The 12,462-nt window shown below is 67.8% G+C and carries 12 protein-coding genes and 3 pseudogenes; 5 read left to right on the top strand and 10 right to left on the bottom strand.

Annotated elements, in window-relative coordinates; all coding sequences use genetic code 11:
- Window positions 1–237, top strand: a pseudogene (locus ACL02O_RS31750) (transposase); the annotation flags it as partial.
- Window positions 238–279: 42 nt separating this feature from the next.
- On the opposite strand, the gene ACL02O_RS31745 reads toward ACL02O_RS31750, so the two are convergent.
- Window positions 280–1,116 (bottom strand): MBL fold metallo-hydrolase, encoded by an 837-nt coding sequence (locus tag ACL02O_RS31745; RefSeq protein WP_412821870.1) that lies wholly within the window; start codon window positions 1,114–1,116, stop codon window positions 280–282.
- Window positions 1,117–1,192: 76 nt separating this feature from the next.
- On the opposite strand from ACL02O_RS31745, the gene ACL02O_RS31740 reads away from it, so the two are divergent.
- Window positions 1,193–1,690 (top strand): winged helix-turn-helix transcriptional regulator, encoded by a 498-nt coding sequence (locus tag ACL02O_RS31740; RefSeq protein ID WP_412821869.1) that lies wholly within the window; start codon window positions 1,193–1,195, stop codon window positions 1,688–1,690.
- A 972-nt stretch (window positions 1,691–2,662) separates the two neighbouring features.
- On the opposite strand, the gene ACL02O_RS31735 is transcribed toward ACL02O_RS31740, so the two are convergent.
- From ACL02O_RS31735 to ACL02O_RS31715, 5 genes and pseudogenes are all read right to left on the bottom strand, one after another.
- On the bottom strand, window positions 2,663–3,541 hold the full coding sequence (locus ACL02O_RS31735) for a hypothetical protein (protein ID WP_412821868.1): 879 nt from the start codon (window positions 3,539–3,541) through the stop codon (window positions 2,663–2,665).
- A 7-nt stretch (window positions 3,542–3,548) separates the two neighbouring features.
- The gene (locus ACL02O_RS31730; RefSeq protein ID WP_412821867.1) at window positions 3,549–4,067 is read right to left on the bottom strand and encodes a SigE family RNA polymerase sigma factor; all 519 of its coding nucleotides are present in this window, start codon (window positions 4,065–4,067) and stop codon (window positions 3,549–3,551) included.
- 1,216 nt (window positions 4,068–5,283) lie between these two features.
- Window positions 5,284–5,915, bottom strand: a pseudogene (locus ACL02O_RS31725) (nucleotidyl transferase AbiEii/AbiGii toxin family protein).
- A 2-nt stretch (window positions 5,916–5,917) separates the two neighbouring features.
- On the bottom strand, window positions 5,918–6,484 hold the full coding sequence (locus tag ACL02O_RS31720) for a hypothetical protein (RefSeq protein WP_412821866.1): 567 nt from the start codon (window positions 6,482–6,484) through the stop codon (window positions 5,918–5,920).
- Between the two features lie 457 nt (window positions 6,485–6,941).
- On the bottom strand, window positions 6,942–7,322 hold the full coding sequence (locus tag ACL02O_RS31715; RefSeq protein ID WP_412821865.1) for a hypothetical protein: 381 nt from the start codon (window positions 7,320–7,322) through the stop codon (window positions 6,942–6,944).
- Window positions 7,323–7,450: 128 nt separating this feature from the next.
- Here ACL02O_RS31715 and ACL02O_RS31710 point away from each other — a divergent pair, with 128 nt between their 5' ends.
- Together ACL02O_RS31710 and ACL02O_RS31705 are read left to right on the top strand one after the other, a co-directional pair.
- The gene (locus ACL02O_RS31710) at window positions 7,451–7,615 is read left to right on the top strand and encodes a hypothetical protein (RefSeq protein ID WP_412821864.1); all 165 of its coding nucleotides are present in this window, start codon (window positions 7,451–7,453) and stop codon (window positions 7,613–7,615) included.
- Between the two features lie 186 nt (window positions 7,616–7,801).
- Window positions 7,802–8,053 (top strand): annotated as a pseudogene (locus tag ACL02O_RS31705) (transposase); the annotation flags it as partial.
- A 167-nt stretch (window positions 8,054–8,220) separates the two neighbouring features.
- Here the strand turns inward: ACL02O_RS31705 and ACL02O_RS31700 are convergent.
- The gene (locus ACL02O_RS31700) at window positions 8,221–8,844 is read right to left on the bottom strand and encodes a response regulator (RefSeq protein WP_412821863.1); all 624 of its coding nucleotides are present in this window, start codon (window positions 8,842–8,844) and stop codon (window positions 8,221–8,223) included.
- Between the two features lie 11 nt (window positions 8,845–8,855).
- The gene (locus ACL02O_RS31695; protein WP_412821862.1) at window positions 8,856–9,866 is read right to left on the bottom strand and encodes a sensor histidine kinase; all 1,011 of its coding nucleotides are present in this window, start codon (window positions 9,864–9,866) and stop codon (window positions 8,856–8,858) included.
- Between the two features lie 131 nt (window positions 9,867–9,997).
- Between ACL02O_RS31695 and ACL02O_RS31690 the strand changes: the two genes are divergently transcribed.
- Complete coding sequence (locus ACL02O_RS31690; RefSeq protein WP_412821861.1) at window positions 9,998–10,516, top strand: hypothetical protein; 519 nt, start codon at window positions 9,998–10,000, stop codon at window positions 10,514–10,516.
- A gap of 251 nt (window positions 10,517–10,767) precedes the next feature.
- Here ACL02O_RS31690 and ACL02O_RS31685 read toward each other — a convergent pair whose 3' ends face one another.
- Window positions 10,768–11,745 carry an MBL fold metallo-hydrolase gene (locus tag ACL02O_RS31685; RefSeq protein WP_412821860.1) on the bottom strand — a complete coding sequence of 326 codons (978 nt, stop codon included), beginning with the start codon at window positions 11,743–11,745 and terminating at the stop codon, window positions 10,768–10,770.
- Window positions 11,726–12,328 (bottom strand): helix-turn-helix domain-containing protein, encoded by a 603-nt coding sequence (locus ACL02O_RS31680; RefSeq protein WP_412821859.1) that lies wholly within the window; start codon window positions 12,326–12,328, stop codon window positions 11,726–11,728. The genes ACL02O_RS31685 and ACL02O_RS31680 overlap by 20 nt, the downstream gene beginning before the upstream one ends.
- Window positions 12,329–12,462 lie beyond the last annotated feature (134 nt).

Here is a 12,462-nt window from a genome sequence, read left to right as displayed (position 1 = left end):
GCCCATCTCCGCCCGCCGAAGTCCGTGGCCAGGCCAGCGCGTTTCCCGGCCTTCGACGCGGAGAACCGCCGCGTCATCTGCTCCACCAACGCCATTGGGAGCGTCAACGCCCGTATCCGCCGCACCGTCCGCGCCCGCGGGCACTTCCCCAACGAGGCCGCCCCGCTCAAATGCGTCTACCTCGCGATCATGAGCCTCGGCCCGACCGGGCAGGGCCGCCGGCGGTGGAAGCCCGCCTCAACGGGTCCTCCATCTTGGCACCGTTCCGCACGCCGACCGCTAACCGGACGTCGTGTCGCGCTCGCTCCTTCCGGCGAGGCGCTGGGCTTGCCCGTTGTGCACATCGCTTACCCACTCCCAGCCGGGCTTAGCCGATGGGCCGACCCGCGGGTCGCTGGGAACATGGGCGTCACGCAAGGCGTGCACGTACGCCCGATCCTGGTCGATCCGTGCGTGTACCTCGTCAGCTCCGCCGACTGACCCGTGGCCGGGCACGAGGACATCGACGTCGCCCGCCACGTCATCGAGCAGCCGCAGCGCGGCGAGGTAATCCTCGATCGGGTCAGCGGTGTCGTTCAGGTCGAGCATCGGAATCAAGACATCAGAGAGCATGTCGCCGGCGACGAGAACCCCGCGCTCTTCGATGAACAGCGCCGCATGGCCCGGAGCATGCGCTTGATGCTCGATGATCCGGACTTGAGGGCCATCCCATGGAATCTGCGCCGTCTCGGCGGGCAGAGCGGTGATCTGGCCGAGCAGGTCCAGCGGGACCTGCTCGGCGATGCCAGTCGGAAGCAGGTGGGCGGTGATGCGCGCCTTCGCACCCGGGTCGGACAGCTGATCCCGGACAGTGGCCGCGCAGCGGGCCGTGCCGTAACGAGGGGCCGTGCCGAGCTGGGCGTGCCAGAGTAGGTGATCCCAATGAGGATGCGTCGAGAAGCCTGCCGCAACGGTCTGGCCCGAATCGGACAGGTCGTTCGCGAGGCGGGCCATTTCGTGGCCCTGCACCCCGGGGTCGATGAGCAACACGCCGGCGCGGCCGTGCACGACAATGGCGTTGCTCTGGAGGAACTCGCTCTCGTGGATCAGCACACCCTCGGCGACTTGCCTCAGCACGGGTACTCCCTCCGCTTGTGGTTTGCAACCGCCTGTCGGGGACCGTAATACCTGGCGGTGGTAGATTGCAAGCACTATGGGTGAAGCGTATGAGCCGCGGTCGGGGTGCCCGATCAACGCCGCTATCGAGGTGTTCGGCGATCGCTGGAGCCTGCTCGTCCTCCGCGACATCCTCTTCGGAGACCGCCGCTATTTCCGAGAGCTGCAGGCCAACTCGATCGAGGGGATCGCCTCGAATATTCTCGCCGACCGACTCAAGCGACTCGTCGAGTCGGGACTGCTCACCCGTGAGGACACGCGACCCGGCCAGCGGGCGCGCTACAGCCTGACCGAACCCGCAATCCAACTCGTACCCGTGTTCGCGCAGCTCGGTAGCTGGGGACTTCGCCACCGGCCCGCGAGCTCCGCGCTGCGCGTTCGCGCCGAGCTGCTCGAACAAGGCGGCCCCCCGCTCTGGCAAGAGTTCATGGACGAGCTTCGCCACTCGCACCTTGGCTCCGAATCCCCAGCGCGATCACCGAGCGTTCGCGAGCGCCTGAACGCGGCCTACCTCGCTGCCACCAACTCCTCGTAGCTGCCAGGCAGTCGACCATGTCCAAGGGCGCCGACGGAGCAGCCGAGCTGTCTCACGTTTGAAAGACGCGCCCGGAGTCGCACCCCCTCGCGCACGACGGCCGGCCAAGATCGGATGCGCTGTTCTCGGCATGTGCGGACGCTCGGGGCACCGTCACAGTCGGAATCACGGCGGGTCCGAGTGACCCCCGGGTGAGCGCTCCGTGGTTCTCCGGTGGCGACGCCTACGGTAGGTATTTCGGAACGTCGTTGAGCTTCGATGATGTGCGCGGTGGTGTGTGCTGTCCACCGGATGCCACCCCGGGGCAACCGGTGCCAACGCAGCCGACCGCCGGTCGCAAACCGGGGTTCGCATGCTCGGGGTGTGGTCCTGGGCTGGGAGAACAGGGCCTGGTTCACGTGGGTGAAGTGGGCCACTCCCTGCCACCCAAGGTGAGCGCCCAGGTCGCTGGACTGGGCGCTCGCGCCCTCGTAGCTCAGGGGATAGAGCAACGGTTTCCTAACACGCTGCTCCGCCCGTGGCCGCAGGCTGATGACCTGCGGCTTTTCTTTCTCTGCCCTTGTGTGCCGGTCGCAGCAGGGGGTTGCTGTGGCTGCGTGCTAGAGATTAGCTAAGCGGTGTTCGTCATGGTTTAACCATGAGGGAGGGCCGCGGTGGACAGGGCCTCGTTGCCCCTGCCCGTGGGATACAACCCTGACTCGGAGCCCTCTGATCCGTGGTCAGATTCTGTGGAGAGTTGCGGAGTCTGGCGGCGTCCGGCTTGCGCCTGTCCCATTCGGCAGTGTCCACGCAGGTCCCAAATGGCATTCGCGCTACTGATGCGTCGAGGTCGCGCCTGAAGGGCACTAGTTTCGACCCCGGAGGAGTAGCTTCCTCTGTGCAGAAAAGGGGCTGCCCGCGGCTCGGTCAGCCGCAGGCAGCCACTTCACCTGGATTGAGGAGGACCAGGGCAGCGTCGTCCCCGGGATGGGCCTACTTGGCCATGACGACGTCGGTCGGGCGCTTGACCTTCACGTCGGTGCCGTAGTCGGACAGTTCGAGCGTCCCGCTCACCTTGCCGGTGTCAAGCCGACCCTTCGCCGTCGACTGCCACGTGAAGGTGAAAGCCACCTTGGCGATCCGGCCATCGGCATCGAGCGTGACGTCACCGGACGTGGTGGACGAGCCGTCCTTGGACTTCGTGCCGAACTCGAAGTGCAGTGTGCCGTCGGGGTTCTCGGTGGTGGTGGCGTTTGCCTCCTGCAGCGCCTTGAGCAGCTCCGCCGGCTCGGGGGCCGTGGCGCCCAGGACAGGGCCGGCCAGCTCGCCGGCGAGGTCCAGATGGTCGTAGTTGCCCGGGTACTGGCCGTAGCGGCCGTACGTCTCGTGCTCGGGGCCCTTGTCCGCCGGCAGCTTGCCCAGCGGCCGCTCTCCGCCTTCGTACCTGATGCCGTTGATCAGCAGCTCGGTCTGGACCGAGTCGTCCTGCGGCACCCGGAAGTACCCGGTGTCGGTCCGCGGGTCGAACGCGCCCTCGCCGGCGAGAAGGTTCGTCTTCACCCGGATCCGGTAACTGATGTTCGCGCTGGCTTCGGCCGCCGACATCAGCTTCATGCGCGGCGACTGCAGCTGCGGCGACGATGCCTGCGCGGCGACCCCGGGACGGGGCGACGTCGGCATCTGGGCGACCGAGGCCACTCCGAGCGCGCCCACCGCCAGCGCCGCGCACGTGGCGGTCACCACGGTGCTCGCCCGACGGCGGCGCGCCTGCCGGCCCCGCTCCAGCAGCAACCCCACGGGGGGCGCGGAGTCGGGCTCCCCGTCGACGATGCCGTGCAACCCGTTGGCGAGTCGCTGATCGAGACTGTTCATCCTAGCTTCACCTGTTTCCTGCATAGGCGGGCTGATTGACGAAGTGCCGGAGCTTTTCCATGGCCCTGGAGTGCTGGCTCTTGACCGTGCCGATCGAGCACCCCAGTGCCTGGGCCACCTCACGTTCGGGCAGGTCCTCGTAGTAGCGAAGCACCACGACCGCTCGCTGTCTTGATGGCAGCGACAGCAGCGCCCGGCGTAGCGCGACGGCATCGTGGTCCATGGCATCGCCCGGGGCTGCACGGTCGGGCACCTCGGCCACGAGCTTTTCTCGTCGGCGCCTACGCCAAATAGACGTATGGTTGTTGACCATGGCGCGGCGGAGGTAGGCATGCACGTCATCAAGCCGTGACAGCTTGCGCCACCGCTCGTACATCTTGACCAGGCTGTCCTGAAGTAACTCCTCGGCCCGCCACCGGTCGCCGGTCAGCAGCATGGCAAGCCGGATATGGCGCTGCCAGGCCACCTCAACGAATGCCACGTACGACGCGTCCGCCGTCGCGAGTGGCTTGGATTGGTCCGTCACGCTCCTTCCACGTGCCGGTGATGTGGAAGGTTGTCTCAAGCCCGCTCCTTTTTGGGCTCCTCTGACACTTCCGTGAGTGGGTAGCGCAGGTCGCTACGGGCGCACGCCGTTCCCTGGCTAGGTTTCTGGCTTGTCTAGGGCAAGAAACACCAGGTCAGAGGAACGGCGTGCGTAGTGATCTGGAACCAAGCCCACCTACTACACGCCTTGCACGAGTACGAACGCCACCACAACTGGCACCGCCCGCACCGCGGCATCGGCAACGCCGACCCCTACATCCGCTACCCGGACCGATCACCGCCCCCGCGACACTGACACGCCTACACGTCCACCGACACGATCGACTCGGCAGACCCCTCCACGAGTACCAGAATGCCGCTTGACCAGCGCGGATGATGTTTTCGGCACCCGCAAGGTCGCGAACCGCCCGTCTACGTCGTGATCGGCATCAGTCTGGACGGGGAACGTGACGTGCTCGGCATGTGGGCCGGCACCGGCGGGGAAGGCGCCAAGCAGTGCACCGGCTAACTCACCGAACTCCGCAGCCGGGGCGTGGAGGACGGCTCTGTTGCGTTCAGCGCATGGTCGATTATGGACTTGACCAGCGTGGTCGACTGGACCGGTGAGGTCGTCATCACGTGCCCGGTCCCGGTCGTGGTCTCCGCCGCCGTCGGCGTTCGCTGGGTTCCGGTTTCCGCCCGAGACGATCGTCCTGGCGGTGCGCTGGTACCTACGGACGCTCCTATTTTTCGCAACCCCGCTGAGCCAGTTCATGCGGGATCAGAGTTCTTGAGTTGCCGGCCTGGGCAGAACTGGACTGGTGGTGGCTGTCGTCCGAAGATCGCCATGAATCAGGGCGGCGAACGCGTTAGCGATCTGCCGGATGGGCTGTAGATCGAGACTACCTGTCCAAGTATCGCTTCCGCCGATACGTCGTTCGTTGAGCCACGTCGCCGGGATGCTGCCGGTCCGACCGGCAAGTCGGATTAGGTGCTCCTGGGCTTGGTCGATCAGTCGGAACGCGGCCCCGACTCGGTCTTGTGAAGTGAGGAGAGCGTCGAGACCGACGTCAATGGAGCCCTGGAAGCCGGTGCGGGCCTGTTCCTGCCAGTGTCGTTGAGCGTTCTGCAACCAGGCGGGTGCGTGCGTGGGCACGACTTCCGCGAGCGCTTGGAGCCAGACTTCCAGGAGCCCGTCGCGAGCCCAGAAGCCATAGCTACGAAACTCCGTGAAACTCGAACCCATAATCTCGACTGTGGCAGCAGAGCCGCGAGCCGAGCAACCGAGCGCGGGCGAAGTCGTCAGGATCGAGCAGGGTGGCTTGTCCGAGCGCGTCGGCGAAGACGCGCGGGTCGAAACCACGGTCGGCGCGCTGCGCGAGGGCGAGAAGCGCTTTGCGGGTGTAGCGGCCTGATCGGAGGGTGGCGTCGATGTCGATGAAGTCCCGGGCGAACGCTCGCCCGTAGAGGGCGCTCATCTTGTTCGCGACCGCGTCGTCGGGGTGGAGTACCGGTCCGATCGCCATGAGGATCGGTTCGTTGGCGCGCCAGTCCACGCCGAGTTCAACCTTGGAAACCCGCACACCGTCGGTGACGGCCGGCCGGGCGAAGGTGTCGTACTGCCGCTCGGTCTCGACGGTGAGGCCGTCGTCTCGGTAGGCGTGCACGACGGCGGCGACGGCGGCGGTGAACTCGTCGCGGCGGTCCCAGGCGGTGAACAGGTCGACGTCCTCGCTGGGCCGCTCGACGAGCCCGGCGGCCTGGACCGCGTAACCGCCGGCCAGAGCGAAGCCGTATCGATGGCCGCCCCGAGCCCGGTGCGAGCGAGGCGTTCGTGGAAGGGGTCCACCGTTATGCCGCGTCGTTGCGGGTTGCGGCGAGTTCGGGGAAGGCTTCCTCCCAGCGCTGGCGGAGCTGGGGTGGCAGCCAGAGGGTGGGCCAGAGCCGCCCGAGGAGGCCGGCATCGAGCCAGGTGTTCAGATCCTCGACCGTACTGGCTTCGGTGAGCACCACCTTGTACATGCTGGCCAGGCGCGCGGCCCGGTTCAGGTCGTACTCGGCGTGCCCGGACCAGTCGAGATGACGCGGAAGCGTCACCGTGCCTTCGGTCGGGCCGTGCAGTGCGGCAAGGGTTTCGGCCACCAGGTAGGGCCTCCGGTCACCGTAGGGCCGGTAGTCCGCCGGCGGCCGGGGTGACGTCCTGCGCCGGCTGATGTTGGTCGCCCGCCGGACTTCCGGTCGTAGCGCCTGACGGATCGTCTCCCGGCTGTACCCGGTGACCCGCTGCAGATCCACCGGCCGCCAGCCGGCCGCGTGAAACGCCCGCAGCTGCTCGTCCCGCTCGGTCAACGCGGCCGCACGCGTCGCCTCGTACCTGGAGACAACCGCATGCAGCCCATCCTCGGAGAACCGACCCATGCCCGTCAGCCTACTACGCTAGGCCCAGCACGCTTGGCGTCTCTGCAATAATCCTTGTAACCGTCCGGGTGTCGGAAATCCCATCCGTGCTGGTCAGGCGGCATGATCGTATTCGTGGAGGAGTCCGCCGAGGCGGTCATGTCGGTGGATGTTCAGGTGGGCGAGTCGGTCAGGGTCGGTGATCGGTTCGGGCAACAGCGCGAGTGGCCGGGCGTTGGCGATGCCCCGGTGCGGTCGGTGCTCGTTATGGTGGTGCTGTACTCACGCGGGGCCTGCAGCAGATGGGCCTGATTCCAGGTCAGGGTCCGGTCGAGGAGTTTGTGGCGGCTGGCCTGAATCCACCGCTCCGTGACCGAGTTCGTACGGGGCATTCGGACCCCGCTGCGCACCACCGCGATACCGGCATCGGCGAGAACAGCGTCGAACAAGGCCAGGTACTTGCCGTCGCGGTCGCGGATCAGGTACCTGATCTGGCAGCCGGTGTCCTGAGATCCATGACCAGGTTCCGGGCCGCCTGTGCCACCCAGGCGGCGGTCGGATGCGCGGTGGCACCGAGAACCCTGATCCGGCGGGTGGCGTGCTCGATCACGGCCAGCACGTACAGCCGGGCGCCGGTCAACGTCGCGGTTTCGAAGAAGTCCGCCGCGATCAAACCCTTGGCCTGGGAGCGCAGGAACGTCGCCCGGGTAGTGCTCGTCCGGTCCGGTGCCGGGTCGATCTCGGCGTCTTTCAGGATCTCCCAGACTGTGGAGGCGGCGACCTTGACGCCCGGGGTGAGGAGTTCGCCGTGGATGCGCCGGTATCCCCAGCCGGTGTTCTCCGAGGCCAGGCGGAGCACCAGCGTGCGGATCGATTGGACCGTCGGCGGCCGTCCGGGCCTGCGGGGCCGGGGTTGTCGGGCGTGCCGCGGGTGATCAGATCGCGGTGCCAGCGCAGCACGGTTTCCGGGCGCACCAGTAGCCGCAGGTGGTTCAGCACGGTTCGTGGCAGCGGGTGCAGCAGGGCGGCCAGCCACGCCCGGTCGGCGGCACTGAACCGGACCCGATCGCCGTGCAACTGCCGCTCGAGAACCATGACCTGGTGGCGCAGCGCAAGAATCTCGGCGTCCTCGGCCCGATCGCTCATCGGTAACAGCCGCAGCAGGGCGAGGGCGTTGGTCACACCGAGGTAGGCCAGTCGCAGCATCACAACCAGTCATCCTCGCAGGGCACTCCACAGAGATCACCGTCGCGGTGGGCGCAGTTTGCCTCGGATCGGGGTCACACGCGTCAACGATCAAGATGGCTTCGACCAGGGCGGATGAGGTTTTCGGCACCCGCACGGTTCCCGTCCCGGGTGTTCGCGATCAACCAGGCCTGACTGCAACTCGCGCTGACCGGCATCGACCTACTTGCCTGGACCCAAACCCTGTTCCTCGACGGTCACCTCGCCCGCGCGGAACCCAAAAAACTGCGTTACCGGCTGCTACACATCGCCGCCCGCCTCACCCGCACCGCCCGCCGGACCCGACTCGCCATCGCCGCCAGCTGGCCCTGGGCCGACGCGCTGACCAGCGCCTTCAACCGCCTCGCCGGCCGCGACCACCGGCTGACCCAGCAACCCCACACCCCGAGCAGCAACACGGAGGAACCCGGCCCAGCGCCGGGCCGTCAGCATGCCAGCGAACTGGTGCGCGAATCCCGAAACAGCCTCATCGAACAGCAGCTATGAGCGGGCGCCCAAATGAAAGACCGAGGCTAGGGGGCCAGGCCGTGGCGGCGGGCGTAGCTGATCGCTGCGGCGCGGTCGGCGGCTGCGATCTTGCTGAAGATCCGGTTGATGTGGGACTTCACCGTGCTGGACTCGATCTGCAAGCGGGCCGCGACCGCCTGGTTGGTAAGGCCGGCTGCGATCAGCGCAAGGACTTCGGCCTCGCGGGCGGTGAGGCCGTCGGGCAGTTCGGCCGGTACGCGCCCGAGCCGAGCGGCGGCAACCAGGCGAGCCTGCACGGCCGGGTCGAGCGGCGCCAAGCCCTGGGCGGCGGCGATGACCGCCTGTCGAATCTCTGCCCGCCCGGCGCTCTTGGTGAGGTAACCGCGAGCGCCCGCGGCGAGAGCGTCGAGGACCGAGGCGTCATCGGTGTAACTGGTGAGGATCACGACGGCCGTGGCGGGATGGTCGGCGGCGAGCTGGGCGGCCGTGGCGATACCGTCCATACCGGGCATACGCAGGTCGAGCAAGACGACGTCGGGCCGGTGACGAGCCACGGCCGCCAGCGCAGCGGATCCGTCGGCGGCCTCGCCCACCACGTCGATGTCCGGGAACAGCCCGAGGAGCGCGACAAGTCCCTCCCGTACGACGGTCTGGTCGTCGGCCACCACAACCCGAATCGTCACGCCGGCACCCGGCCTTCAATCTGCCAGCGGTTGCCCGTGGCGCCGGTGACCAGGGTTCCGCCGACCTGCCTGATTCGTTCCCGCATGACGTGCAGCCCCTGCCCACCACTGATCGCCTCGGGACGGGCGACGGTCGGGTTGGCGACGGTGACCGTCAGGGTTTGCGGCTCGTAGGAAAGGGTGACCGCCGCTTCGGTCCCCGGCGCGTGCTTCCCCGCGTTGGTCAACGCCTCCTGGACGAGACGATAGACCGCCATCCCGGTGGTAGCTGACAGCGGTCGCGGCCTGCCGCGCACGGTGAGGTCCGCGGGCAGGCCGGAAGCGTCGATGAGCTGTTTGATCAGTTCGTGGACGCCGACGGTTCCGTGGCGCAGCGTACGCACCGCGGCGACGATCTCCTCCTGCCCGCTGCGGGTCAGCCGGGCGGCCTTCGTCAGCCGAGCGAGCGCCAGGTCGGTGTCGCCGGTCGTCTCGAGCGCTGCCGAGGCGGCCTCGACCTGTAGGGAGAGGGCGGTCAACGAGTGACCGAGGATGTCGTGCAGTTCGGTCGCGATCCGGCCTCGTTCCGCGAACATCGCGGCGCGGGCTGCCGCGCGCCGGTTGCTGCCCACGACGTACGCGACGAAGGCGACCGCCGCGAACGTCGCCAGCGCATCGCCCCGGCCGCTGAGATATCCGCCGAGCAGGATGGCGCAACACATGCCCACCAGCGGTACACCGACCGTTGCCGGCAGCGCGGCGCCGGCGTCCACGCAGGCGAACACGGTGAACCAGCACACGGCCGGAGCCGGGTGCACGAACAGCAGGACGCTGCCGGCCAGCCCGGTCCAACAGACGAACACAGCCAGCGGCCGAGAGGTCCCACGCGGGCCGGCGACGGCCCAGCCGACCCAACCCACGGCGGCCACGGCGAGCGCGATCGAGGTTGCCAGCCGGGCGCCGTGCAGGCCGACGATGCCCGGGTGCGCCGTCTCGCCCCAGATAATGAACGCCAGCCCGGCTGCCATCGCGGCTCGTAGCGGTCCGCTTCTTCCCTTTGCATGTGGTCGTGACCGAATATCCATTGCCTGACTACCACCCAAGGTTCCTACCGGCGGGTGGATGATCTACACCCGGCGCACAACCTACGGTCAGCCTCATGTCGACCGCACTTACCCTGCTCAACCTGACAATCGTCGCCGTCCTGCTGGCCCGGGACTGGGGCCACCGCCGAGTGACCCTGCTCGGGTTGCTGCGGCCCCTACTGCTCGCCGCAGTGGTCGTGCCATTCGTGTCACCCGGCTGGGACCTGGCCGGTAACGGCCTGCTGCTCGAGATCTCAGCTGCCGTGGTCGGTGCCTCGCTGGGCGTCCTGTCATGCCTGTTCATGCGGGTCACCGTGGATAACCGCGGCCAGATGTGGACCGACGCCGGGGTCGCGTACGCCGTGACGTGGGTGGCCATCGCCGCCGCCCGACAGGTGTTCATCTACGGCTGCCAACACTGGTTCACCCGCGACCTCGGCATGTTCCTGATCAACAATCACATCAGCGTCAACGCGTTCGCCGATTCGATCATGCTTCTCACGCTGGCCACGATGATCGCAAACCGCCTCACGATCCTGATGCGCACCCGCCTGGCGGCAACGGCCTCGCCGCGGACCGTCGTCCCTGTCTGACATCGGCTGCCGCGCCGACCGCGGACAGCGTTCCCGAACGCGTACCCACGAGCGGTCAGACAGGCGTGGAACTCGCGCCCGAACGCGGCCAGCCGCCCGACCGCGTCGAACGCTCCGGCATCGTGCACTCTGATCACCAGACAGCCCTTGGTTTGCGATCTTCTTCCCTAGACAAGAGGAATGATCGATCAAGGGCTGTCCCCCATGATCAGCCGGGGTCGATGCCACCGCCCAACAGGCTAAAGATCAAGTTAGCGTCGCGTGATCGCCACGAGCGCCTTGTGGGTCAGGCCCCGGGCCAGCAGCCCGATCATGTGCCGCTTGCGCGGCGACTGGTAGATGACGAAGTCGTCGAAGCGGTGCACGCCGGGCCTGCCGGCCACCGCTTCGGCGGCATCGCGCACCGCGATCAGCTGGGTGACGGTCATCGGCAGAGGCCGCTCGTCCGGCTGGTATTCGGTGCCGATCGGGTAGAGCCGACCCGGCCGGCGCTTCATCTCGACATGGCAGCCGAGCACGTGGGTCACCGGATGCTCGGTGGCGAAATCGACCAGCCGGTCGATGGTGGCCCGGAATGCCGCGAAGTCGAAGGCGTAGATCCGGCCGGGCAGCACCGTGTCCCCGCTGAGCAGGATGCCAGTCCACGGGTCGTACAAGGTGATCGACGCCGCGTGGTGGCCAGGGGAGCCGAGCACCCGCAGCACGCGGCCGCCCAGGTCCAGAGTGACCGTCTGGACGGGCCACCGCTCGTCGAAGCCGAAGAACGACTGCATCGCGTCAAGCTCGCGGGCCACCACGGTGGTCGCGGGCCGGTCGGCGAACTGTGGGTCCGCCGCGACGTGGTCATGGTGGCTGTGGCTGTGCGCGACGATCAGTTCGTAGCCGTCGCGAGGATGCGCCGCCAGCCATGACTCGATGAGCCCGTCAACGGTGGCGCGCAGCGGGAACAGCTGCGGGTTGGCGGTGGCTCCGGTGTCCAGCAGCAGCGCCCGTCCGTTGCCGAACAGCAGGTAGAGGAACGGCGCCTCGTAGTTGACGGCCTTGCTCTGGCGCAGGATCGCGGTGTGCTCGTCGTACCAATGGACCTGGATGGGCGCCTCCGGGGCGCTTCGCTTCGACGGCACGCCGTGGATCCAGGCGACGTCCAGCGAGCCGGCCACCGGTGCCCCGGCGGTGAAATCGATCAGGTCGGCGGCGTACGTCGTCTGCTCAGCGGTCGAGGTTGTCATCGTCTTCTCCAACGGTGGTGGGTTCATCCGGTGTGGTGGTGGGTAGCGGCGTCGCCGCCATGAAAATCCGCACCCGTCGATGCTCGGGCGGCAGTGAGGTGGCATCGGCGGGGAACTTGGCGGCGTACCGCTGTAGGAGCGCGTACCACTCGTGTCTGAGCTGCTTGACGTCTTCCGGGGCCATGGCGACCAGGCCGGTCATGATGCTGGCGGCCTCGCGCCACTCGGCCGCCTCGTCCTCGCGGCGGTCGGTGTAGTCGAGAATCGCCCGCGCCTCACGTTCCACCACGACCCGCTCGAACTGGCGCCGTACGGCCGCGTCGGCACCGGTGCCGACGCGCAGGCGCGGACGCTGCTCGGCCACCCGCCACTGCCGCTCGCGCCGGTCCGCGCCCGGCCCGGCATCCTCGACGAAGCCGTACTTGGCCAGCTGACGCAGGTGGAACGAGCAGTTCGCCTGCGGCACTCCGAGAATCCGGCCGCATTGCGCGGCTGTTGCCGGGCCGCTGGTCAGCAGCTCCAGCAGGTCTAGCCGTAGCGGGTGGGCGAGGGCTCGCATCGCCTTCGGGTGGCTGACGTCCATATGTCAAAGACTACTTTGACTCCTGGTCGGATGTCAAAGATTACTTTGGCCTCACGTCGTTCACGATTGGGCCGGAGGGACGCCGGGAAGGCTGCCGAGCCCTTCGACCACCTCGTCCTTCGTCAGCATGGGTA

The organism is Micromonospora mangrovicola (assembly GCF_047200535.1).
In the GTDB taxonomy this organism is placed as follows: domain Bacteria; phylum Actinomycetota; class Actinomycetes; order Mycobacteriales; family Micromonosporaceae; genus Micromonospora.
The sequence above is the reverse complement of the archived record's forward strand: the minus strand, read 5'-3'. Positions and strand labels throughout refer to the sequence as shown.